The organism is Actibacterium sp. 188UL27-1, assembly GCF_016901225.1.
In the GTDB taxonomy this organism is placed as follows: Bacteria; Pseudomonadota; Alphaproteobacteria; order Rhodobacterales; family Rhodobacteraceae; genus 188UL27-1.
The window spans coordinates 253,779-273,915 of the sequence record NZ_JAFEUL010000001.1 but is presented as its reverse complement, the minus strand read 5'-3'; the positions used below and the strand labels follow the sequence as shown (position 1 = coordinate 273,915).

General features: G+C 62.5%; 29 protein-coding genes. 23 read left to right on the top strand and 6 right to left on the bottom strand.

Going from position 1 to position 20,137, the window contains the following annotated elements; genetic code table 11:
- Nucleotides 1–47: 47 nt before the first annotated feature.
- On the bottom strand, nt 48–1,055 hold the full coding sequence (locus IU397_RS01510; protein ID WP_204409891.1) for a MoxR family ATPase: 1,008 nt from the start codon (nt 1,053–1,055) through the stop codon (nt 48–50).
- A 71-nt stretch (nt 1,056–1,126) separates the two neighbouring features.
- On the opposite strand from IU397_RS01510, the gene IU397_RS01505 reads away from it, so the two are divergent.
- Both IU397_RS01505 and IU397_RS01500 read left to right on the top strand, forming a co-directional pair.
- Nucleotides 1,127–1,708, top strand: a complete 582-nt coding sequence (locus IU397_RS01505; RefSeq protein ID WP_204410567.1) for a DUF1285 domain-containing protein — start codon at nt 1,127–1,129, stop codon at nt 1,706–1,708.
- A gap of 1 nt (nt 1,709) precedes the next feature.
- Nucleotides 1,710–1,940: a DUF2798 domain-containing protein gene (locus IU397_RS01500; protein ID WP_204409889.1), complete on the top strand. Its 231-nt coding sequence runs from the start codon at nt 1,710–1,712 to the stop codon at nt 1,938–1,940.
- Between the two features lie 6 nt (nt 1,941–1,946).
- Here the strand turns inward: IU397_RS01500 and IU397_RS01495 are convergent, their stop codons facing one another.
- The 4 genes from IU397_RS01495 to polA all read right to left on the bottom strand — a co-directional run bounded on the left by IU397_RS01495 (nt 1,947) and on the right by polA (nt 6,168).
- Complete coding sequence (locus IU397_RS01495; RefSeq protein ID WP_204409887.1) at nt 1,947–2,351, bottom strand: YdeI family protein; 405 nt, start codon at nt 2,349–2,351, stop codon at nt 1,947–1,949.
- A gap of 233 nt (nt 2,352–2,584) precedes the next feature.
- Nucleotides 2,585–2,791 (bottom strand): hypothetical protein, encoded by a 207-nt coding sequence (locus IU397_RS01490; RefSeq protein ID WP_204409885.1) that lies wholly within the window; start codon nt 2,789–2,791, stop codon nt 2,585–2,587.
- 372 nt (nt 2,792–3,163) lie between these two features.
- On the bottom strand, nt 3,164–3,367 hold the full coding sequence (locus tag IU397_RS01485) for a hypothetical protein (protein WP_204409884.1): 204 nt from the start codon (nt 3,365–3,367) through the stop codon (nt 3,164–3,166).
- The gene (polA, locus tag IU397_RS01480; protein ID WP_204409882.1) at nt 3,367–6,168 is read right to left on the bottom strand and encodes a DNA polymerase I; all 2,802 of its coding nucleotides are present in this window, start codon (nt 6,166–6,168) and stop codon (nt 3,367–3,369) included. The genes IU397_RS01485 and polA overlap by 1 nt, the downstream gene beginning before the upstream one ends.
- A 229-nt stretch (nt 6,169–6,397) precedes the next feature.
- Here polA and IU397_RS01475 point away from each other — a divergent pair, with 229 nt between their 5' ends.
- Nucleotides 6,398–7,498 carry a rhodanese-like domain-containing protein gene (locus IU397_RS01475; RefSeq protein WP_204409880.1) on the top strand — a complete coding sequence of 367 codons (1,101 nt, stop codon included), beginning with the start codon at nt 6,398–6,400 and terminating at the stop codon, nt 7,496–7,498.
- A gap of 26 nt (nt 7,499–7,524) precedes the next feature.
- On the opposite strand, the gene IU397_RS01470 is transcribed toward IU397_RS01475, so the two are convergent.
- Nucleotides 7,525–7,713 (bottom strand): zinc-finger domain-containing protein, encoded by a 189-nt coding sequence (locus tag IU397_RS01470; RefSeq protein WP_204409878.1) that lies wholly within the window; start codon nt 7,711–7,713, stop codon nt 7,525–7,527.
- Nucleotides 7,714–7,808: 95 nt separating this feature from the next.
- Here IU397_RS01470 and IU397_RS01465 point away from each other — a divergent pair, with 95 nt between their 5' ends.
- The 20 genes from IU397_RS01465 to bluB all read left to right on the top strand — a co-directional run bounded on the left by IU397_RS01465 (nt 7,809) and on the right by bluB (nt 20,131).
- On the top strand, nt 7,809–8,759 hold the full coding sequence (locus tag IU397_RS01465; protein ID WP_204409876.1) for an ABC transporter ATP-binding protein: 951 nt from the start codon (nt 7,809–7,811) through the stop codon (nt 8,757–8,759).
- A gap of 221 nt (nt 8,760–8,980) precedes the next feature.
- The gene (locus tag IU397_RS01460) at nt 8,981–10,141 is read left to right on the top strand and encodes a hypothetical protein (protein ID WP_204409874.1); all 1,161 of its coding nucleotides are present in this window, start codon (nt 8,981–8,983) and stop codon (nt 10,139–10,141) included.
- 180 nt (nt 10,142–10,321) lie between these two features.
- Nucleotides 10,322–11,806: a signal recognition particle protein gene (gene ffh / locus IU397_RS01455; RefSeq protein WP_204409872.1), complete on the top strand. Its 1,485-nt coding sequence runs from the start codon at nt 10,322–10,324 to the stop codon at nt 11,804–11,806.
- Complete coding sequence (locus tag IU397_RS01450) at nt 11,806–12,351, top strand: GNAT family N-acetyltransferase (protein ID WP_204409870.1); 546 nt, start codon at nt 11,806–11,808, stop codon at nt 12,349–12,351. The genes ffh and IU397_RS01450 overlap by 1 nt, the downstream gene beginning before the upstream one ends.
- A complete protein-coding gene (locus IU397_RS01445) occupies nt 12,348–12,845 on the top strand; it encodes a GNAT family N-acetyltransferase (protein WP_204409867.1) in 498 nt (165 codons plus the stop codon). Before IU397_RS01450 ends, IU397_RS01445 begins: the two co-directional genes overlap by 4 nt.
- Nucleotides 12,842–13,342 (top strand): GNAT family N-acetyltransferase, encoded by a 501-nt coding sequence (locus tag IU397_RS01440; protein ID WP_204409865.1) that lies wholly within the window; start codon nt 12,842–12,844, stop codon nt 13,340–13,342. The genes IU397_RS01445 and IU397_RS01440 overlap by 4 nt, the downstream gene beginning before the upstream one ends.
- Complete coding sequence (locus tag IU397_RS01435) at nt 13,339–13,848, top strand: GNAT family N-acetyltransferase (protein WP_370541590.1); 510 nt, start codon at nt 13,339–13,341, stop codon at nt 13,846–13,848. The genes IU397_RS01440 and IU397_RS01435 overlap by 4 nt, the downstream gene beginning before the upstream one ends.
- Nucleotides 13,845–14,354 (top strand): GNAT family N-acetyltransferase, encoded by a 510-nt coding sequence (locus tag IU397_RS01430; protein ID WP_239479523.1) that lies wholly within the window; start codon nt 13,845–13,847, stop codon nt 14,352–14,354. The genes IU397_RS01435 and IU397_RS01430 overlap by 4 nt, the downstream gene beginning before the upstream one ends.
- Entirely contained in the window at nt 14,351–14,875 is a 525-nt protein-coding gene (locus tag IU397_RS01425; RefSeq protein WP_204409863.1) for a GNAT family N-acetyltransferase, read from the top strand. The genes IU397_RS01430 and IU397_RS01425 overlap by 4 nt, the downstream gene beginning before the upstream one ends.
- Nucleotides 14,872–15,195 carry a hypothetical protein gene (locus IU397_RS01420; RefSeq protein ID WP_204409861.1) on the top strand — a complete coding sequence of 108 codons (324 nt, stop codon included), beginning with the start codon at nt 14,872–14,874 and terminating at the stop codon, nt 15,193–15,195. Before IU397_RS01425 ends, IU397_RS01420 begins: the two co-directional genes overlap by 4 nt.
- Complete coding sequence (locus IU397_RS01415) at nt 15,192–15,710, top strand: GNAT family N-acetyltransferase (RefSeq protein ID WP_204409859.1); 519 nt, start codon at nt 15,192–15,194, stop codon at nt 15,708–15,710. The genes IU397_RS01420 and IU397_RS01415 overlap by 4 nt, the downstream gene beginning before the upstream one ends.
- Complete coding sequence (locus IU397_RS01410; protein WP_204409857.1) at nt 15,710–16,132, top strand: YeeE/YedE family protein; 423 nt, start codon at nt 15,710–15,712, stop codon at nt 16,130–16,132. The genes IU397_RS01415 and IU397_RS01410 overlap by 1 nt, the downstream gene beginning before the upstream one ends.
- The gene (locus IU397_RS01405) at nt 16,129–16,557 is read left to right on the top strand and encodes a DUF6691 family protein (protein ID WP_204409856.1); all 429 of its coding nucleotides are present in this window, start codon (nt 16,129–16,131) and stop codon (nt 16,555–16,557) included. The genes IU397_RS01410 and IU397_RS01405 overlap by 4 nt, the downstream gene beginning before the upstream one ends.
- Nucleotides 16,554–17,072: a GNAT family N-acetyltransferase gene (locus tag IU397_RS01400; RefSeq protein WP_204409855.1), complete on the top strand. Its 519-nt coding sequence runs from the start codon at nt 16,554–16,556 to the stop codon at nt 17,070–17,072. Before IU397_RS01405 ends, IU397_RS01400 begins: the two co-directional genes overlap by 4 nt.
- Nucleotides 17,069–17,593: a GNAT family N-acetyltransferase gene (locus tag IU397_RS01395; protein ID WP_204409854.1), complete on the top strand. Its 525-nt coding sequence runs from the start codon at nt 17,069–17,071 to the stop codon at nt 17,591–17,593. The genes IU397_RS01400 and IU397_RS01395 overlap by 4 nt, the downstream gene beginning before the upstream one ends.
- Complete coding sequence (locus tag IU397_RS01390) at nt 17,583–18,107, top strand: GNAT family N-acetyltransferase (protein ID WP_204409853.1); 525 nt, start codon at nt 17,583–17,585, stop codon at nt 18,105–18,107. The genes IU397_RS01395 and IU397_RS01390 overlap by 11 nt, the downstream gene beginning before the upstream one ends.
- Nucleotides 18,104–18,670: a GNAT family N-acetyltransferase gene (locus IU397_RS01385; RefSeq protein ID WP_204409852.1), complete on the top strand. Its 567-nt coding sequence runs from the start codon at nt 18,104–18,106 to the stop codon at nt 18,668–18,670. Before IU397_RS01390 ends, IU397_RS01385 begins: the two co-directional genes overlap by 4 nt.
- Before the next feature lie 88 nt (nt 18,671–18,758).
- The gene (locus IU397_RS01380) at nt 18,759–19,055 is read left to right on the top strand and encodes a chorismate mutase (RefSeq protein ID WP_204409850.1); all 297 of its coding nucleotides are present in this window, start codon (nt 18,759–18,761) and stop codon (nt 19,053–19,055) included.
- A 48-nt stretch (nt 19,056–19,103) separates the two neighbouring features.
- Entirely contained in the window at nt 19,104–19,487 is a 384-nt protein-coding gene (gene rpsP / locus IU397_RS01375) for a 30S ribosomal protein S16 (protein WP_204409847.1), read from the top strand.
- Nucleotides 19,488–19,501: 14 nt separating this feature from the next.
- Nucleotides 19,502–20,131, top strand: a complete 630-nt coding sequence (gene bluB, locus IU397_RS01370; RefSeq protein WP_204409845.1) for a 5,6-dimethylbenzimidazole synthase — start codon at nt 19,502–19,504, stop codon at nt 20,129–20,131.
- The last annotated feature ends 6 nt before the right edge of the window (nt 20,132–20,137 follow it).

The following is a 20,137-nucleotide window of genomic DNA, read 5'->3' as shown; positions in this document are numbered from 1 at the left end:
CCGCAGGCGTGGTCCCGTCTGGGTCAGCCCGGATTGGGATGCGTCGCTCACGCGGCAGCCTCGACCCGGGTGACGCCTTCGGCGACCTGGCGGATGATCTGGGCCAGATCTTCTCCCCGGGCGCGGGCGGCAAAGGTCAGGGCCATCCGGTGCTGCAAGACTGGGCCGGCCATGGTCATCACATCCTCGACCGAGGGCGCAAGCCGCCCGTCCAGCAAGGCCTGGGACCGCACGGTCATCATCAGGGCCTGGGCCGCGCGGGGGCCGGGGCCCCAACTGACATTGGTGCGAATGGCCTCTGGTGCATCAGCCTCGGCCGGGCGGCAGGAGCGGACGAGATCCAGGATCAGGTCCATGACGGCCTCCCCCACGGGCATCCGCCGCAAGGTCGTTTGCGCATGGAGCAGTTCTTCGGCGGTGAATTCCGCGGTGGCCTCCTCTTCCTCCGTGCCGGTCGTGGCCAGCAGGATGTCCCGCTCTGTCGCGCGGTCTGGATAGGGCACGTCGATCTGGACCAGGAAGCGGTCCAACTGCGCCTCTGGCAGCGGATATGTCCCCTCCTGCTCAATTGGATTCTGTGTGGCCAGCACATGGAATGGCGCGCCGAGGGGGCGATGCTCACCGGCGATCGTCACTTCTTTCTCCTGCATGGCTTGCAAAAGGGCCGATTGCGTCCGTGGACTGGCGCGGTTGATCTCATCCGCCATCAGAAGCTGGCAAAAAATCGGACCTTCGATGAATTTGAAGGCCCGCGCGCCATCCTTGCCGGTTTCCAGCACTTCCGAGCCCAGAATATCCGCGGGCATCAGGTCGGGCGTAAACTGGATCCGGTTGCCGTTGAGCCCCATCACGGTGCTAAGCGTATCGACCAGACGGGTCTTGCCCAGCCCCGGCAGACCGATCAACAAACCATGGCCACCGCAGATCAATGCCGACAAGGTCAGGTCCACAACACGCTCTTGTCCGATAAAGCGTTTGGTGATGCTGGCCTTAGCTTTGCCCAGCTTCTCGCCCAGCGTCTCGATATCAGCGACAAGATCTTGCGGAGTGGTCATGACGCGGCGTCCTTTGATATTACCTGTAAGCGCTATAAAGGCAGATATGGCTGGAGAACCAAATGGCAAAGATGCCCGCACAAAAGATCGTGACACCAAATGCCGAAGGATTGGCCGCCTCTGCCCGGGCTGCCACCAAAGAGGGCGGTGCGCCGGTTCATCTGTGGAACCCACCCTTTTGCGGCGATATCGACATGCGGATCGCCCGTGACGGCACCTGGTTTTATGAGGGAACGCCGATTGGACGGGCACCTCTGGTCAAGTTGTTCTCGTCGATCCTGCGCAAGGAGGACGACCGGTATTTCCTTGTGACGCCAGTCGAAAAGGTGGGCATCGTAGTCGAGGATGCGCCATTCGTCGCCGTCGATATCGAGCCGATCGGCGAGGATCTGCAATTCACGACACAAGTGGGCGATGTCGTGACGGCGGGGCCAGACCATCCGATCCGGGTGGAGCGGGATCCAAAGACCGGCGAGCCCTCCCCCTACGTGCTGATCCGCAACAATCTTGAGGCCCTTATCGACCGCAAAAGTTTTTACCGGCTGGTCGATCAGGGCAGCCATTCGGACCATGGGGGCGACCGCTGGTTCGGCGTTCACTCAGGCGGCGTGTTCTTTCCCATCATCCCGTCGGCCGATTTGCCAGAGGACTGATATGATCCCTCAACGCTTTCAACCTATCCTGTTTGCGGCCATCCTGTCAGGGTTGATGTCGTTCATCGTCGCCGGCATCGCCACGCTCCGATCAGTGGGGATGGACCCGGCCCTGATCACACTTTGGACGCAGAATTGGTTGTTTTCCTGGGCGGTCGCCTGCCCGACCGCCTATGTCATCGCACCTTTCGCCCGCCGCCTGTCCCTGCGGATGACGGCCGGGCCAGAGTAATGCGGATTACCACCGAAATGGGCTGGGCCGGGTGCCCTGGGCCACGTTTTCCGCAAGATCGGTGATGCGTTTGGTTCGGGTCGGCGCAGTTTTCGCGGTCTTGATCCATTCAAGCGCACCGCGTTTGACGTTTGGTGGATAGGCGTTCCACCCATCCAGGCTCCGGGCCGCCTTGAGGGCCGCAATCAAATGATCAGGGCATTCGACATCGTTTAGAAAGCTCCATATGCCGTTGGCTTGCGTCGCGGCAATGGCGGCTTCGCCCGCCGGGGTCATCGCCCCTGAGGACCGGGCCGCATCCACATGCGCTTTGTTGATCGCTGACCAGGCCGATTTCGGGTTGCGCGGGGCGATCAACACGCTTGTCCGGTCATCATCGGCCTTGCGGGTGACACCGTCGATCCAGCCCAAGCAGGTCAGTTCCTGAATGATTGAGGGATAGTCAAGTTAGTACGCGGTGTGCTGTTGTAAGTCACAAGCCAGATGAACGCCGCCGCCTCGTGGTTTGCGAGCAGCCAGGTCCGCAGATCGGCACGGGATTTGACGTCCACCTTCGCGCATCCTCGGTCGGCCACGCCATTCTGCTCAGCCTCCCAGGTTTTCAAGACGCGTTTCGGCGTCATGTCCCGCATGTCGCGATCAGCCTAGCGCGCCCAGTCCTGGTCAATCCAGCCGCCTGCAACAAAGATCAGGCTATGCGAGGCGTAATGATCTTGCAGAACAAATGTTTCCGGGTCAGCGGCCATCAGCATCTCGCCCTCTTCGACCAAACCCTTAAAGATCGCTGCATCCACATAGGGGCTCCACCATGTCCAAAGCTTGCCATGGCCTTGAGCACCGGATTTCCCCAACTTGTCGCCCCCTCCACCCGAGGCAGAGCCAACGCCAAGCCAAAAACGCGCAACTCCTACCAAGTTTGGATAGGGTCAGCCATCCCGGCGCGTGGTCCACTTTGGATCGAAGGCTTTGTAGACGATATCGCGATAGCCAGGGTTGTCATAGGCATGTTCATTCGTGACATGGCCATCATATGCGCCGACCTATACCAGGGTCATGCCCTTCAGCCATACCAGTTGCAGGCCATGCTCCTGTTCCCAATCGCAGTTGCAGTCCAGGCTGACATGCCACGGGGCGTTTTGGCCGCGGTCGACCAAAGAAATCCCACCCGGTTGGACGTGGGACCAGATCTGATCTGGATCGACGGGTTGCTTCGTTCCCAGATCCTACCATCCGACGCTGTCGCCAAAATCCCGCGCATACGCAAAAACGTGACGCGTGGCCTCTAACTTGGCGGCTTCGCCACGGGCGAGGAACGAAGCCAAAGCAGCCTTCGCCCCAGATAGCAGCAGCCCATCGTCAAAGTCATAGGTGTTAAGCGTGACCTCCACCTCGCCAAAGCCAGCGCGGGTCACCTTAACATCCGTCATCAATGCGCCTCTGCCCAATTGGCGCCCCGCCCGGCATCGACGACGAGGGGCACATCCAGATGAACGGCAGGGTCAGCGGCGGCTTCCATAACATCGCGCACAGCCTTGACAGTGGCATCAACCCCGTCTTCCTCAACCTCAAAGATCAGTTCGTCATGGACCTGTAGCAGCATCGTGGCGGGCAGATCGGCGATGGCATCTTCCATCCGGACCATGGCGCGGCGGATGATATCAGCGGCTGTGCCCTGGATCGGCGCGTTGATTGCGGCGCGCTTGGCGAAACCGGCGGCGGGGCCCTTGGCATTGATCTCAGGCGTGTTGATCTTGCGCCCGAACAGGGTTTCGACGCGACCGTTCTCCTTGGCGAATTTCACGGTGGCGTCCATGTAATCCTTGATGCCGGGGAACCGTTCGAAATACCGGTCGATAAAGGCCTGCGCCTCGCCCCGCGGGATCCGCAGGTTGCGCGCCAGACCAAAGCCAGAGATACCGTAGATCACGCCGAAATTGATCGCCTTCGCCTGGCGCCTGATTTCTGGCGTCATCTCGTCCAGCGGCACGTCAAACATCTCGGACGCGGTCATGGCGTGGATGTCCAACCCCTCGCTGAATGCCTTTTTCAGCGCGTCGATGCCCGCGATATGGGCCAGGATCCGAAGCTCGATCTGGCTATAGTCGAGGGAGACCAGAACCTTGCCCGGCTCCGCAATAAATGCCTCCCGGATCCGTCGGCCCTCTTCCGTGCGCACGGGGATGTTTTGTAAGTTGGGGTCGGTCGAGGCCAGACGCCCAGTGTTCGCTCCGGCGATGGAGTAGGACGTATGGACCCGCCCGGTTTCGGCATTGATGTGGTCCTGTAGCGCGTCGGTATAGGTTGATTTCAGCTTGCTCAGCTGCCGCCAGTCCAGCACCCGACCGGGCAGGTCATGCTCGGTCGCCAGATCCTCCAGAATATCGGCACCCGTGGCATAGGCCCCGGTCTTTCCCTTCTTGCCGCCGGGCAGGCTGAGTTTGTCGAACAGGATCTCGCCCAGCTGTTTGGGCGAGCTGACTTTGAATTCCTCACCGGCCAGTTCGTGGATCTCCGCCTCCAGACCGGCCATTTTCTGGCTAAAGGCGTTGGACATGCGGCTCAGCACATCGCGGTCGACCTTGATGCCTGCGCGTTCCATCCGCGCCAGCACCGGCACAAGCGGCCGTTCGAGGGTCTCATAGACCGTGGTGACCTTCACCTGATGCAGTTGCGGTTTGAACATCTGCCACAGGCGCAGGGTGATATCCGCATCCTCAGCTGCATATTTCGTGGCCTCGGCAATGGGCACATGGTCGAAGGTGATCTGCGACTTGCCCGAGCCAATCAACTCTTTGATCGGGATCGGCTGGTGGTTCAGATAGCGGTCCGACAGCGTGTCCATGCCGTGGTTATGCAAGCCGCCATGCATGGCATAGGACATCAGCATCGTGTCATCGATGGGGGCCACGTCGATGTTCAACCGGGCAAAGATCTTGGCATCGTATTTCATATTCTGCCCGATCTTCAGGATCGACGGGTCCCGCAGCATCGGCGTCAGTGTTTCCAAAACGGTTTCAAGGGGCAACTGCCCTTCCGCCAGCGACGCATCAGCGAACAGATCATCCCCGCCTTGCGCTCGGTGGGTCAGCGGGATGTAGCAGGCCTGCCCAGGCTCAACGGCAAGACAGATGCCAACCAGATCCGCCGTCATCTCGTTCAAGCCGGTGGTTTCGGTGTCCACCGCGACCCAGCCGCGTTCATAGATCCGGTCGAGCCAGACCTGCAGCGCCTCCGCCGTGCTGACGGTTTCATAGGCGTCACGGTCAAAGGGGGGCTGTTCAGGGGATTCGGGGGCGGCAGCCGGAGTGACCTGGGGCATGGCAGGGATCTCCACCCCCATGATCTCCCCGATGCGGCGGGTCAGGGTGCGGAATTCCATGAGGTTCAGGAAGTCCATCAAAGGCCCGGGCTCCGGGTCGCGCACCTCCAAATCATCAAGGGTAAAGTCCAGCGGCGTCTCGCAATCCAATTGCACCAGCCGTTTCGAGACGCGGATCAAATCGGCATTGTCTTCCAGCGATTGACGGCGCTTGGGTTGTTTGATCTCGCCCGTCCGCCCCAGCAGGCTTTCCAGATCGCCAAATTCGTTGATCAACAGGGCTGCGGTCTTGATCCCGATCCCCGGCGCGCCGGGCACGTTATCGACCGAGTCGCCCGCGAGGGCCTGCACATCAACGACGCGGTCGGGGCCAACCCCGAATTTTTGCTCGACCTCCTCCACACCGATGCGCTTGTTCTTCATGGCGTCCAGCATTTCGACCCCGCCGCCGACCAGCTGCATCAGATCCTTGTCCGAACTGATGATGGTGACCCGCCCGCCCGCCTCGCGCGCCTGTACGGCCAGGGTGGCGATGATATCGTCAGCCTCGTATCCCTCGATCTCCTGACAGGCGATGTTGAAGGCGCGGGTGGCATCGCGGGTCAGCGGGATCTGGGGGCGCAGCTCCTCGGGCATGGCCTCACGATTGGCTTTGTACTGGTCATAGATGTCATTGCGAAACGTATGGCTGCCCTTGTCAAAGATCACCGCCACATGGGTCGGCGCATCGGGGCCGGTATTCCCTTCGACATATTTCTGCAGCATGTTGCAAAATCCGCTAACCGCCCCCACCGGCAGCCCATCGGATTTCCGGGTCAACGGCGGCAAGGCGTGATAGGCCCGAAAGATAAAGGCCGAGCCATCGATCAGATGCAGATGATGCCCGTTTCCGAAACCCGTTTCGCCCATATGACCCACCCCGTTGTTGTCACGGGCAAGATAGGCCAACTGGCACGGAATTGACCACACCGGTTGGCACGCAATCGACGGCCACGGTCCTCGCTCCTGACAGATCTGCCGTACGGCATGGGGTATTGAGTGGTAAAAACGGTTTTTTCACGCAAAAGAATTTGCAGAATCACCATAATACTTTGTGTCATCTTTATGGTATTCTGAAGACGAAAGTTTGGGGTTGGTGATGCGCGCATTTATTTTGGGGTTTATTCTGATATCGTTTGGCACCATCTCAGCAGCGCAAATTTGCGGGCAGACGTATCGGATTGAGCCGGGCGATACACTCGGATCGGTGGCGACTGCGGCTTACGGTGACCGATCCCATTACCAAACGATTTTTCAGGCGAACTTTACGACACTGGGTGAAAACCCGGATCTGGTCCGGGTTGGCACGATGATTGATCTGCCATGCCTCGATATGCCCGTGGAAAAAGTGGAAACCGTTGCCTTTGCGAACATGTCCAACCGTGAACATGAGCGTTGGAGCGTTTTGGTTAACCCTGAAAAATTGGGCGATCTGGCCGCCTATGGTGCTGTTCAGATCCTGGATATCCGGTCTGACAAGGCGCGCGCCAAAGGGGCGCTCCCCGGCACCATCAACATTCCCTATGGCGCCTGGCGGGGCCCACGGGACAATCCCGGTCAACCCCCAACGGATGCCGAACTCAGCCAGACGATTGGCGCGGCCGGACTGCGCCTGAATGAACCGATTGTGATCCTCCATGGCTCGGCTGCGGCCTTCGATACCGGGCGTGCGGCTTACGTTTACTGGGTTCTGAAATCAGTGGGAGCCACGCGATTGGCGCTGTTGCCCGGCGGGTTCAGCGCATTGGACGGCACACAGATCAATTTGCGGCCCTCGCAACGCTACACAGCCGACCTGACAATGTCGGATCAGTGGTACGCGTCCCAGTCCGATGTCCAAGGGCTCGTCACCGGCAGCCAGCCCGGCCAGTTGCTGGATGCTCGACCTTCCAAGATGTTTAGCGCCACTGCGGGCCAGGCGACCACCCTGCCTGGCGCCTTGAATGGACCGATCGACCAGACCCACGGCGCCTCGGGCAACACGCCCGAAGCCTGGGCCATCCTTTCGATGATGAAGGGTCAGCCAGTGAATTGGCAGTCCCAGCCCGTGGTGAGCTTTTGCAATACCGGGGAATTGGGCGCGCTGAGCTGGTTTTATGCATCGGAGGTTTCCGGCATCGACAACGTCAAGCTCTACCCGCAAAGCATCAAGGGTTGGAAGGCTTCTGGCGCGGCTCTGGTGGCACCGGATCAAGGATGACGATCATGTTGCGGACGGGGAGCTAATCAGCTTTCCGCCTGCTCTTCCACATAGTCCCTGTGGATATAGCGGGCATCGCAGTACCCACATCTTACCCAGCCGCGGTCTTCGGGGATCTGCAACCAGACGCGCGGATGGCCCAACGCCCCTTCACCACCATCGCAGGAGATCCGGTAGCGGTCGACAATCTTGGTTTCAGGTATGTCCGCAGTCATGGTCCGGCCTTCTTGGTTGCCGCGCCCGGGCGGGCGGCCTATTTGGGGTCAGAATACCGATCCGGTGTGGGCGGACAAGGCCAAAGGACATCCCCATGGGCGATACCGCTATCCAAATCGACGGCCTGCGCAAAACCTACGCCGCGCAAGGAAACGCCCCAACCAAGGAGGCGTTGAAAGGTATTGACCTTGCCATCCCGGCTGGCAGCATTTTTGGCCTGTTGGGCCCCAACGGTGCCGGCAAATCTACCCTGATAAACATTTTGGCCGGTCTGGTGCGCAAAACTGCCGGAACGGTGCAGATCTGGGGGTTTGATCAAGACGTGAACCCGCGTCAAAGCCGGGCGGCCATTGGGGTGATGCCACAGGAACTGAACCTCGACGCATTCTTCACCCCCCGGGCTGCCCTTGAGGTTCAGGCCGGTCTTTACGGTATCCCGCGGGCAAACCGCCGCACCGACGAGATCCTTGAGATGATCGGCCTGTCGGACAAGGCGGATGCCTATGCCCGCTCCCTGTCGGGCGGGATGCGACGGCGACTGCTGTTGGGCAAGGCGCTGGTCCATTCGCCCCGCGTGCTGGTGCTGGATGAACCAACCGCCGGGGTGGATATCGAACTGCGCCAAATGCTGTGGGCCAATGTGCGCCGCATGAATGAAGAGCATGGCACGACGATCATTCTGACGACCCATTACCTGGAAGAAGCCGAGGAGATGTGTGACGAGATCGCCATTGTGAACCACGGGGAGGTCATCGCCCGGGACAGGACCAGCACACTGGTCGGGCGTCTTGACGCAAAGACGCTCGTCATCACTCCAGACGGCGACGCGCCTGCCATCGGCCTGCCCGCAGGGGTTGACCTGACCCGCAGGCCAGGTGGCGTGCTGGCCTTTGCTTATCGGCGCAGTGAGATCTCTGCCGATGCGATCCTGGATGCTGTCCGTGCCGCCGGGATCCGCATCAGCGATGTAACGAGCGAAGAACCCGATCTGGAAGACGTGTTCCTGGCGCTAACCACCAGCACGCCGGCTGACAATGCGGCTTAAGGATCGATCTGCCTCGCGCTGATCCCGACCGGTGGCGCTCCCGCCCCCTTCCCTCGGCCTGTCGGCCTCATCAGGTGTTGGGCCCGGCCGCCGCGCGTGCCGCGCGGCGGTTACAACCGTCGGCACCCCGAAATTTGGACGGAGCTGCCCAGCGATGTCCGGTGATCAACCCGCACTGGCCTGGCTGTGCTTGGGATACCCCGCGCCCAAACCTGATAGGTTTGAAAACCAGGGCCGCGAATGTCGCCCATTGTGCCCCGCTCGCCTTTGGCGCAATCCTGCCCCAGCAAATTTCGACATCCGAGACCGCCGTGCTGCAACCCCTCATTCCGACTGAAACCGACCGCCCGTTTCTGCATCTTTTGGCCGAGGCAACCGTGAGCCTGAATGCCAGTGTTCTCATCGAACCCACCTACCGGCATATCGGCGAAATCCACCACAGCAACACAAGAAGAGTGTTCGTCGGCAACGCCCTGTCCGTGAATGCGGATGCCGCATCCGCTTTGGCAGCGGACAAGACTTACACAGCCAACCGACTTGCCGCCGCGGGTTTGCCGACCGCCCCGGGATGCCTCATCGTCAGCGATCGGTTCCGCCGTGGGCTTGCCCTGAAATCACCTGCAGCCGCCCGCGCTCTGCCCCCAGACAAAACCGCCCAGACCTTTGCCGAAACCCACGGCTATCCCGTTTTCGTCAAACCGAACAAGGGGGCGGAAGGCGCCGATGTCACCTGCGCCAACAACCCCAAGGATCTACAAGCAGACGTGGCAGACCTTCTGAGCCATACGACCCATGCCCGTATTGAGGCCGCCATACCCGGCGCCGACTACCGACTGCTCGTCCTGGATGGCCGGGTTCGGGCCGCCTATCGCCGCGCGTCCCTGACGATCACAGGCGATGGGACCTCTTCGGTCGCAGATCTGATCGCAACGAAGCTGGACGCGTTGTCCCAAACCGGGCGTGGTCGTCGCATCGCCTCAACCGATCCACGCTTGGTCCGCAGTCTGACTGCCGCGAAACTCACATTGGACGACATCCCACATTCTGACCAGACGGTCGCTCTACTGCCCAACGCGAACCTCTCAACCGGCGGCACCTTGACCGACCTGACAGACCAACTGCCGCAAACTGCCGCCGAAGTGGCAATCCGGGCCGCCGATACCCTCAGATTGCGTCTAGCAGGTGTAGACCTGATGGCAGAGCGCCTGACCCAGCCAACGCTTCTGGAGATTAACTCCGCCCCCGGCCTGGACGCCTATGCCCAAAGCAGCGCCGGCGCCTGGGCCAATGCGCGCCAGATACTGATCGACGCGCTCACGGCCCCCAATCATGTGTCCATAAATATCCCCGCCGGAGGCACTCCCAAAGCCAACCATACTTGACTCGGCCCGAAACAGCTCCTACCCCGTGACATATTCCGGATCGCGACAGCAATCCGGTCCTGATCATATGCAGGATCGCCCTCCGTCAGCGCGTCGCGCCCACGGGGGCGCTCGTGCTTTTCCGATCCTGACCGCTTATATGTCAGGCCAACCGAAACAACGGCGCAAAGGAGCCCGGCCATGTTTGAAAATCTGTCCGAACGCCTGTCCGGTGTCTTCGACCGGCTGACCAAGCAGGGCGCGCTCAGCCAGGATGACGTCAAAACCGCCCTGCGCGAGGTCCGCGTGGCGCTGTTGGAGGCCGATGTCTCCCTCCCCGTCGCGCGCGATTTCGTCAAGGCGGTCCAGGAAAAGGCCACCGGACAGGCGGTCACCAAATCCGTCACACCGGGCCAGCAGGTGGTGAAGATCGTCCACGACGAACTGGTTCATGTTCTGGCCGGTGACGATCAGGATCCGGGCGCGCTCAAGGTCGATAACCCGCCAGCGCCGATCCTGATGGTGGGTCTTCAGGGCTCCGGTAAGACTACGACCACCGCCAAACTCGCCAAGCGCCTGACGGAGCGAAATGGCAAGCGCATCCTAATGGCGTCCCTTGACGTCAACCGCCCCGCGGCGATGGAACAACTGGCCATCCTCGGCACCCAGATCGGCGTCGACACGTTGCCCATCGTCAAGGGTCAGGATCCCGTCGCCATCGCCAAACGCGCCAAACAGCAGGCCACAATGGGCGGTTATGACGTTTACATGCTCGACACGGCGGGCCGCCTGTCCATCGATGAAGAGTTGATGCAACAGGTCGAGGCGGTGCGCGACGTTGCAAACCCGCGCGAGACGCTCCTGGTCGTCGACGGCCTGACGGGTCAAGACGCGGTGAACACGGCAGAAAACTTCGACCAGCGCATCGGCATTTCCGGTGTGGTCCTGACCCGGATGGATGGGGATGGGCGCGGCGGGGCGGCGCTCTCCATGCGCGCGGTCACCGGCCAGCCCATCAAATTCGTGGGCCTGGGCGAAAAGATGGACGCGATCGAAGAATTCCACCCGGACCGGATCGCGGGCCGCATCCTGGGCATGGGCGACATCGTCTCCCTGGTGGAAAAGGCGCAGGAAACCATCGAGGCCGAACAGGCCGAGCGCATGATGAAGCGCTTCCAGAAGGGTCAGTTCAACATGAACGATCTGCGCAGCCAGCTGGAACAGATGATGAAGATGGGCGGCATGGAAGGGCTGATGGGCATGATGCCTGGCATGGGCAAGATGCAAAAGCAGATGGATGAAGCGGGTTTTGATGACAGCATCATCAAACGCCAGATCGCGCTGATCAACTCGATGACCAAAAAGGAGCGCGCCGCGCCCCAGATCCTCCAGGCAAGCCGCAAGAAACGCATCGCCCGGGGCGCGGGGATGGAGGTGAGCGAGCTCAACAAGCTGCTGAAACAGCACCGCCAGATGTCGGACATGATGAAGAAGATGGGCAAGCGCGGCATGCTCAAGGGCATGATGTCAGGTCTGATGGGCAAAGGCGGGCCCGACCCGGCAGAGCTTGCCGCAGCCCAAGGCGCCCTGCCAAAGGGCATTTCGCCCCCCAAGGGCATGTTGCCCGGCCTTGGGGGCGGCATGCAGTTGCCCCCGGGCCTTAGCGGGTTCGGCAAGAAGAAGTAATGCAACCCTGCCTGATCCCTCCAACCGGCCCCGCTGCGGTGGCGGCTCGGGCCCATCGCGCGGCGCTCCCCCGGCTTAAAACCCGGCGGCTGATCCTGCGTGCGCCTGTCTTGGAGGATTTCACGGTTTGGGAGGCGCTGTTTCTGAACGGCGACTTTGACGGCGGGTCCGAGGCGGCCTGGGAGGAATTCTGCGTGTATACTGCAGGCTGGCTCTTGCGCGGCTCGGGTCTGATGGCGCTGGAGCATCGCGAGACCGGCGAAACCCTCGGCTTTGTCCTGCTCGCTATGGAGTGGGAGGATTTGGAGCCCGAGCTTGGCTGGATGCTGGCCGAGACCGCACGAGGCCAAGGCTACGCAACGGAGGCTGCCGTAGCTTTGCGCGACCATGGGTTTGGTGTCCTGGGCCAGGGCCGTTTCGTCAGTTACATCGACGCCACAAACAGCGCGTCGCGCCAGGTGGCCGAACGGCTTGGCGCGGCCTGCGAAGGCACCGCGCCGGGGGAGCCCGACACGCTGGTCTATCGCCACGGGGTTGCCCGATGATCCCTGTTCTCCACACAGAACGCCTGACCCTACGGGCGCCGACCATGGCGGATTGGCCCGCCTATGCATCATTCGTGGATGGCCCCCGCGCAGGCGGCATCGGCGGACCGCTCGACACGAAACAAGCGTGGCTGACCTTCGCGGGCATGTTGGGCCATTGGCAGCTTAAGGGCTTTGGCTGGTGGATGATCGAACACCAGGGCCAGGCCGTCGGCTATTCCGGTATCCACAACCCACCCTACAAACAGGAGATGGAGATCGGCTGGGCCCTGTTTGACGGCCAAGAAGGCCAGGGTTTCGCCCATGAGGCCGCACGGGCGGGGCTGCGCTATGCCAGGGCCGTTATCCGCCCCCAGCGTCTGGTCAGCTACATCTTCAACGGCAACACCCCGTCGGAAGCGCTGGCTACGAAGTTGGGCGCCGCGCCCGAAGGCCCATCGACTGAATTTGAGGATGTCACCATCTGGACCCACCCCATGGAGACCACCCGATGATCGTCCCGACGCTCCGGACCGAGCGCTTGATCCTGCGCGCGCCTACCATGGCGGACTGGCCGGTTTATCGTGCTTTCATTACCGGCGCGCGCGCGGTTGGGGCCGGTGGCATTCTGGATGAGAAACAGGCCTTCCGCAGCTTTGCCGCGATCCTGGGTCACTGGCACCTCAAGGGCTTTGGCTGGTGGATGATTGAGCATGACGGCCAGCCGGTTGGCTATTCCGGCGTCCATAACCCGCCAAGCAAGGCCGATATGGAACTGGGTTGGGCCTTGTTCGACGGCCACGAAGGTCACGGCTTTGCCCTGGAAGCCGCGCGGGCCGGGCTGAGCTACGCTAAAACTGTTCTGACACCGCGGCGCTTAGTCAGCTACATTATCGACGGCAACACCCCGTCCGAAAAGCTGGCCCGCAAACTCGGCGCCGCACCCGCGAGCGCCGCGGATCATCGCAGCGACGTCACCGTTTGGGTCCATCCGATGGAGTCCGCTCCGTGATCGCGCCCACGCTTGGAACAAACCGCCTGACCCTGCGCATGACGGACCCGCGTGACTGGCCTGCTTACCGCGACTACTACACGTCCAACAGGTCTGTCGGCGTGGGCGGCCCGATATCAGCACGCGAGGCCTGGCACCGTTTTGCAGGCTTCTGGGGCCATTGGGCGATCCACGGTTTTGGTCGTTTCACCATAGTTGAGCACGCGACGGGGGCGCCGATTGGCCATGTCGGCCCCTACATGCCCGAAGGCCATGCGGAGCCGGAACTGACCTGGACCCTCTGGACCGATGCAGCAGAGGGGCGCGGTATTGCCCATGAAGCCGCGCTGACGGCCCGCAACTGGTGCTTTGACACACTCGGTTGGACGACCCTGACCAGTGTCATCGACCCGGCCAATACCCGCTCTGCCGCCTTGGCCACCCGGCTGGGCGCCCATCGCGAAGGACCGGTGACCAATGACAGCGGCACTTTCGACCTGTACCGCCATCCAGGGCCAAGCCAATGATCGCCCCAACCCTACAAACAGACAGGCTGACACTTCGGATGCCGTCGCCCGACGATTGGACCGCCTACCGGGCCTATTACACGTCAGCGCGCGCGGCGCCGGTTGGTGGGCCCAAGACGCCACGCGCGACTTGGCATGGCTTTTCCGGGTTCTGGGGGCACTGGGCCATTCGCGGTTTCGGCCGGTTCACTATCGTGGAGCGCAGCACCGACGCGGCCATCGGACATGTTGGACCCTATCAGCCTGACGGAACGCCGGAAACAGAGCTGAGTTGGACGCTCTGGACCGATGCCGCAGAGGGCCGCGGCATCGCCTATGAGGCTGCGACTGCTGCGCGGGACTGGTGCTATCAACGTCTTGGATGGACCACATTCATCAGCCTGATCGCACCGTCGAATGCGCGCTCCATCGCTTTGGCCACACGTTTGGGAGCGCAGCATGAAACCACGCTGACAATCGATGGCATCCACCACGACCTTCACCGCCATCCGGGACCGAAACTATGACTAGCTCTCCCTTCTCCATTCCCGTTCTGGAAACCGACCGTCTACGCCTGAGAGCCCTCGCCGAAGGGGACTTTCCCGTCTTGGCCGAATTCTATGCCTCAGACCGCGCCCGGTTCGTGGGCGGACCCGCGGACGCCGATCGCGCCTGGCGGACGCTTGCCACTGAGATCGGGCATTGGACCCTGCGTGGCTATGGCCGGTTTGGCGTTGAGATCCGGGAGACAGGCGCCTTCGCGGGTATCGTCGGGCCGTGGAACCCCCATGGCTGGCCCGAACCCGAGCTTGGCTGGGACCTGATGAATGGCTTTGAGGGCCACGGTTATGCCAGCGAAGCGGCAAAAGCGGCACGTGAATGGGTCTACGGCACGCTGGGTTGGACTACGGCTGTCAGCCTGATCGCCGAGGGCAATCTGGGATCCGAAGGGGTCGCCCGGCGCCTGGGCTGCATCCGCGAACGGGACTATGACCACGCCATGTTCGGCACGATGGGCATCTGGCGCCATCCTGGACCAGACGCATGACACCCCCCGAACCCCAGAACGCGCCGCTGCAAAGGAAGCGTTTGACCCTTTGCCCGCCCCTGCCCAGCGATTTTGGCGATGATGCTATGTTCCACGCTGATCCGCAAAGCACCGCGGTTGGTGCCCACCTCACCCGACCAACGGCCTGGCAGAGATTTGCCGCGATGCCGGGCAGCGGTTTCGGGATGTATATAGGGCAGCTACGCCATACGGGGCGGGCGCTCGGGATGGCCCGCAAACCGGGCGCCATCCTAGATGCCAAAATGGCCGCTCCCTTCGACGCTGCGCCAATCCGCAACCACGCGACGGGGGCTCTATGAACGACATCGCCGCCCGCATCCCGGTCTTGTCCACCGACCGCCTGCTCCTCCGCGCGCCTGCCCGCGCGGATTTCGACGCCTATGCCGCCACAATGATGTCGGATCGCGCGCATTTCATGGGAGGCCCGTTCGACCTGCGCGACGCACGTGCCGCCTTTGCCATCGACACAGCCTCCTGGGTGACCGAGGGCTTTGGCTGCTGGTCGCTCACCCGCCATGGCGACCAGACCTTCCTGGGCTCCGTCGGCCTGACCCAACCCGACAACTACCCCGAACCCGAACTTGGCTGGTTCGTCCAACCCGAAGCCGAAGGCCAAGGCATCGCGTTCGAGGCTGCGACAGCCGCCCGCGACTGGGCCTTCGCCACCCTGACGCTCGACAGCTTCGTCAGCTATATCGACCCGCCCAACACCCGCTCCCGTGCCTTGGCCGAACGGTTAGGCGCCACCATTGACCCCGATGCCTCGCGTCCTGATCCAGGCGACGTGGTCTATCGCCACCGAAGACCCGACTGATGCCCATCGACTGGATATTTGGCCTCATGGGCGGGCTGATGATCGGCACCGCCGCCGCCATGTACCTGCTGATCTCGGGCCGCATCATGGGCGCCTCTGGCATCATCGGGCGGCTGCTCGACGGAACGAACCGCACGGCCGAACCGCTGGCCTTTGTCGCTGGTGTCATCCTCGCACCGCTGATCCTGACCATCGCAGCAGGCGGCGCACCCGAAACCAACATGACTGCCAATCCCGCCCTGTTGATCGCAGGCGGACTGGCCGTGGGCATCGGCACCCGCCTGGCCAATGGCTGCACATCGGGTCACGGGGTCTGCGGCATCTCCCGTTTGTCCAAACGCGGGATCGCGGCCACCGCGATCTATCTGGCAGCCGGGTTCCTGACGATGGCGGTTCTGCGCCACGGGCTGGGCTGGCTATGATCCGTGCCCTCATCGCCTTGCTCTGCGGCAGCCTTTTCGGGTTGGGCCTCCTGGTCTCCGGTATGACCGACACGGCCAAGGTCCAGGGCTGGCTGGACATTTTCGGCGCGTGGGACCCGACCCTGGCCTTTGTCCTTGGCGGGGCGATCCTGCCAATGCTGGCCGCCTGGCGCATCGCCGCCCAGCGCACGCAATCCCGCTTGGGCAGCCCCATGCCGGCCCCCGCCGAACCCCGGCTCGACCGCCGCCTCATCGGTGGTTCGGCCCTCTTCGGCCTCGGCTGGGCGCTGGTGGGCCTCTGCCCCGGCCCGGCCTTGGCCGTCCTCGCCTGGGGCGGACGCTCCGCCGTGATCTTCTTCGCCGCCATGGCCGGGGGGATGCTGCTCGCCCACCTTCCGGCCTTGCGCGAAAAGGCCACCCCATGACCGAGCGACTGGAAACACAGCGTTTGATCCTGCGCCGCCCCAACCACCTGGATGTGGATGCCGCCCTCGCCTTTTACGCGACTGACCGGTCGCGATATGTGGGCGGCCCCGCCAATGCCGCCGATGCCTGGCGCAAGCTCGCGGCGTTCGCAGGCCATTGGGACCTGCGCGGATACGGCCTCTTCGCCATCGTCCCAAGCGGAGAGAGCGCGGCCATCGGCCTTGCCGGTCCATGGCACCCGATCAACTGGCCCGAAACCGAAATCGGCTGGCACATCTGGTCCACCGAACATGAGGGCAAGGGCTACGCGCACGAGGCCGCCTTGGCCACCCGCGCCCACGCCCGCAACACCCTCGGCTGGACCGATATCGTGAGCTATATCGCACCGGGCAATGACCGCTCTATCGCGCTGGCCAAACGCCTGGGCGCGGTGCAGGACCATGACGCGCCCGTCCCCACGCCGCAAGATGCCTCCACCTGCCTCGTCTTTCGCCACCCGACGGGGGCCGCATGACACAACCAACCCTGGCGACAGATCGCCTGATCCTGCGCTCGATCACGGCCGCCGACATCCCCCACGAACAGGCCTTTTACCAGACCGAGCGGTCTGCGTTTGTCGGTGGACCGATGCACCCCACCAATGTCTGGCGCTCCGTTGCCAGCCAAATCGGCCATTGGACCTTGCGCGGCTATGGCACCTTCGCGATCGAAGAAAAGGAAACCGGTCTCTATTGCGGACATGTCGGCCCCTGGTATCCAGAGGATTGGCCCGAACCCGAGATCAGTTGGACCATCATGGAGACCGCCGAAGGGCGCGGCATCGCCCGTGAGGCCGCTTTGGCAGCCCGCAGCTGGGCCTATGACACACTCGGCTGGACCACGGCGATCAGCCTGATCGATCCGGCCAATACCCGCTCCATCGCCTTGGCTGAGCGGTTAGGCGCGCGTCACGACGGCACGTTCGATCATCACCGCTATGGTACCATGGATGTCTGGCGCCACCCCTCACCTGAGGAGCTGCGCAATGCCCCATAGCGAAATTCCCGTGATCGAAACCGACCGCCTGATCCTGCGTGGTCCCTCCCCCGACGACTATCCAGATTTCGAGGTGCTGTTTCGGTCGCGTCAGTCGCGTTTCATGGGCGGCCCGCTGAATGAATACGAGACCTGGATGCTCTATGCCGCCGAAATGGGCCATTGGCAGATCCGCGGTTTCGGCATGTGGGCCATCACGGAGCGTGGGTCGGATCATAGCCTTGGCATGGCCGGTGGCTGGTTCCCCGCGGGCTACCCCGAACGGGAGATCGCGTGGATGATCTGGCCCGGGGTCGAAGGACGCGGCATCGCGCTGGAGGCCGTGACCGCCACACGCGATTATTTCTTCGACCAGTTGGGATGGGACGGCGCGGTCAGCTATCTGGATCCGCATAACATCCGCTCCGTCGATCTGGCCTTGCGCATGGGCGCCGTGCTTGACCCGCAAGCGCCCACCATCGACAGCCACGATGTGGTCTATCGCCACCGCCCCACAGACCCGGAGGCCGCATGACCCGGGCCGCCACCTCCTCATCCGCCTTTGCATCCGCGACAGTCTCTGCCAATGTCAGCATTCCGCTTTTGGAAACGGCGCGGCTGGTACTGCGGGCACCGACCACCGGGGATTTCGAACCCTATGCCCAGGTGCTGGCATCGCCCCGGGCCCGGTTCCTCAACGGCCCCTATGATCGAAACGCCGCATGGAAGGATTACTGCCTGTCCGTCGCGGAATGGGTTCTTCACGGCATCGGCCCCTTGGCCATCGACGAGGGGGATCGGTTTGCCGGGCTTGTAGGCATCTCCCGGCACCCCGATTTTCCGGAACCCGAACTCGGCTGGGTTCTGACGGCCGAGGCAGAGGGCCAGGGCATCGCGTTTGAAGCGGCCAACGCCATGCGCGACTGGGCCAGCCGGGCGCAGGGTCTTTCGGCGCTGGTCAGCTACATGTGGCCCGGCAATGACCGCGCGACCCGGTTGGCCCGGCGTCTGGGCGGTCAACAGGACCTCGACGCAGCGAAACCATGGCCCGGGGCCCTGGTCTATCGCTATGACACCAGCCAAAGCGCTGTTGCATGACCCGCCCGTTGCCCGCCCGCCCCGTATGTACGGGATATGTATGGTTTGTGCATGGAATGTGTATGCCAGATGTTTGGAGCCTGAAGACATGACCGACACCGCCACCCGTGCCGCAGCCCTGCTGAAAGAGCATCGCGAAAGCATCGACCGGCTCGATGCGATCCTCGTCTATACCTTGGGGGAGCGCTTCAAACACACACAAGAAGTGGGGCATCTCAAGGCCGCACATGACCTTCCCCCGTCCGATCCCAGCCGCGAGACGGCCCAGATCGCACGGCTCGAAGACCTGGCAAAACGGGCCAATCTTGACCCGGAATTTGCCAAGAAGTTCCTGAACTTCATCATCGCTGAAGTCATTCAGCACCACAAAAAAGCGCAAGGATAACAAGTGGATAGCTTGCGCCAAACTGAACGCCATTAAGGAGAAAACACCATGGCCATGAAAATTCGTCTCGCCCGCGGCGGCTCAAAAAAACGTCCCTTCTACAGCATCGTGGCCTCCGACAGCCGCATGCCGCGCGATGGGCGCTTCATCGAAAAGCTGGGCACCTATAATCCCCTCCTGCCCAAGGACAGCGAAGACCGCGTCAAGATGAACATGGAGCGGGTTGATTACTGGTTGGGCCAAGGCGCGCAGCCGACGGATCGGGTCAGCCGTTTCCTCGAAGCTGCTGGCAAGATTGAGAAAAAGGAGCGCAACAACCCCAATAAGGCCAAGCCCGGAAAGAAAGCTGAAGAGCGGGCCGAGGAAAAAGCCGCCAAGGCCGCCGAAGCGGCCGAGGCCCCTGCCGAAGCCGAAGCGGCCTCCGAAAGCTAAGGGCGCGTCCGGGCATGGCTGCATTTCCGGACGACTTCCAGGACCAACTGACACTGCTGATGCGGTTGCGCCGCGATGTGCGCCGCTTCCGCAGCGACCCGGTGGAAGAGGCGTTGGTGACCCATTGCCTTGACGCCTTTCGTTTGGCGCCATCGGTCGGCCTGTCGGAAACGTGGCGCCTTGTCCGGGTTCAAACCCCTGCGGCCCGCGCCGCGGCCTTGGCCAATTACAAGCAGGCCAATGCTGCGGCGCTGGCGGGCTATGGCGGAGATGAGGCCGCAGACTACAGTGCGCTCAAGCTGTCGGGCATGGAGGAGGCGCCGGTGCATCTGGCCGTGTTCTCTGACGAAAGCTCGGACAAAGGGCGTGGTTTGGGTGCTCAATCCATGCCAGAGATGCGGCGTTATTCCGTCGTATGCGCCATCACGCTGATGTGGTTGCGGGCCCGGGCCAAAGGTTTGGGGATCGGTTGGGTGTCGATCCTGGATGCGCAGGCACTGGCCCGTCGTCTGGATGTGCCGGATGACTGGGTCCTTGTCGGCTACCTCTGCCTTGGGTGGCCCGAGGCGGAGGGCGAGACCCCGGAACTGGAAACCCTGGGATGGGAGGAACGCCGCCGTGACCTGCCCATCGAGACCCGTTAAAGGAAC

What these genes read in the sequence shown, in the direction of transcription:
- IU397_RS01385 (WP_204409852.1), top strand. Translation starts at nt 18,104, where the DNA reads ATGACCCGGGCCGCCACCTCCTCATCCGCCTTTGCATCCGCGACAGTC.
- IU397_RS01420 (WP_204409861.1), top strand. Translation starts at nt 14,872, where the DNA reads ATGACACCCCCCGAACCCCAGAACGCGCCGCTGCAAAGGAAGCGTTTG.
- IU397_RS01415 (WP_204409859.1), top strand. Translation starts at nt 15,192, where the DNA reads ATGAACGACATCGCCGCCCGCATCCCGGTCTTGTCCACCGACCGCCTG.
- bluB (WP_204409845.1), top strand. Translation starts at nt 19,502, where the DNA reads ATGGCTGCATTTCCGGACGACTTCCAGGACCAACTGACACTGCTGATG.
- IU397_RS01425 (WP_204409863.1), top strand. Translation starts at nt 14,351, where the DNA reads ATGACTAGCTCTCCCTTCTCCATTCCCGTTCTGGAAACCGACCGTCTA.
- IU397_RS01380 (WP_204409850.1), top strand. Translation starts at nt 18,759, where the DNA reads ATGACCGACACCGCCACCCGTGCCGCAGCCCTGCTGAAAGAGCATCGC.
- IU397_RS01410 (WP_204409857.1), top strand. Translation starts at nt 15,710, where the DNA reads ATGCCCATCGACTGGATATTTGGCCTCATGGGCGGGCTGATGATCGGC.
- IU397_RS01465 (WP_204409876.1), top strand. Translation starts at nt 7,809, where the DNA reads ATGGGCGATACCGCTATCCAAATCGACGGCCTGCGCAAAACCTACGCC.
- IU397_RS01395 (WP_204409854.1), top strand. Translation starts at nt 17,069, where the DNA reads ATGACACAACCAACCCTGGCGACAGATCGCCTGATCCTGCGCTCGATC.
- IU397_RS01505 (WP_204410567.1), top strand. Translation starts at nt 1,127, where the DNA reads ATGCCCGCACAAAAGATCGTGACACCAAATGCCGAAGGATTGGCCGCC.
- IU397_RS01405 (WP_204409856.1), top strand. Translation starts at nt 16,129, where the DNA reads ATGATCCGTGCCCTCATCGCCTTGCTCTGCGGCAGCCTTTTCGGGTTG.
- polA (WP_204409882.1), bottom strand. Translation starts at nt 6,168, where the DNA reads ATGGGCGAAACGGGTTTCGGAAACGGGCATCATCTGCATCTGATCGAT.
- IU397_RS01400 (WP_204409855.1), top strand. Translation starts at nt 16,554, where the DNA reads ATGACCGAGCGACTGGAAACACAGCGTTTGATCCTGCGCCGCCCCAAC.
- IU397_RS01500 (WP_204409889.1), top strand. Translation starts at nt 1,710, where the DNA reads ATGATCCCTCAACGCTTTCAACCTATCCTGTTTGCGGCCATCCTGTCA.
- IU397_RS01485 (WP_204409884.1), bottom strand. Translation starts at nt 3,367, where the DNA reads ATGACGGATGTTAAGGTGACCCGCGCTGGCTTTGGCGAGGTGGAGGTC.
- IU397_RS01440 (WP_204409865.1), top strand. Translation starts at nt 12,842, where the DNA reads ATGATCGTCCCGACGCTCCGGACCGAGCGCTTGATCCTGCGCGCGCCT.
- IU397_RS01445 (WP_204409867.1), top strand. Translation starts at nt 12,348, where the DNA reads ATGATCCCTGTTCTCCACACAGAACGCCTGACCCTACGGGCGCCGACC.
- ffh (WP_204409872.1), top strand. Translation starts at nt 10,322, where the DNA reads ATGTTTGAAAATCTGTCCGAACGCCTGTCCGGTGTCTTCGACCGGCTG.
- IU397_RS01450 (WP_204409870.1), top strand. Translation starts at nt 11,806, where the DNA reads ATGCAACCCTGCCTGATCCCTCCAACCGGCCCCGCTGCGGTGGCGGCT.
- rpsP (WP_204409847.1), top strand. Translation starts at nt 19,104, where the DNA reads ATGGCCATGAAAATTCGTCTCGCCCGCGGCGGCTCAAAAAAACGTCCC.
- IU397_RS01475 (WP_204409880.1), top strand. Translation starts at nt 6,398, where the DNA reads ATGCGCGCATTTATTTTGGGGTTTATTCTGATATCGTTTGGCACCATC.
- IU397_RS01510 (WP_204409891.1), bottom strand. Translation starts at nt 1,055, where the DNA reads ATGACCACTCCGCAAGATCTTGTCGCTGATATCGAGACGCTGGGCGAG.
- IU397_RS01470 (WP_204409878.1), bottom strand. Translation starts at nt 7,713, where the DNA reads ATGACTGCGGACATACCTGAAACCAAGATTGTCGACCGCTACCGGATC.
- IU397_RS01390 (WP_204409853.1), top strand. Translation starts at nt 17,583, where the DNA reads ATGCCCCATAGCGAAATTCCCGTGATCGAAACCGACCGCCTGATCCTG.
- IU397_RS01430 (WP_239479523.1), top strand. Translation starts at nt 13,845, where the DNA reads ATGATCGCCCCAACCCTACAAACAGACAGGCTGACACTTCGGATGCCG.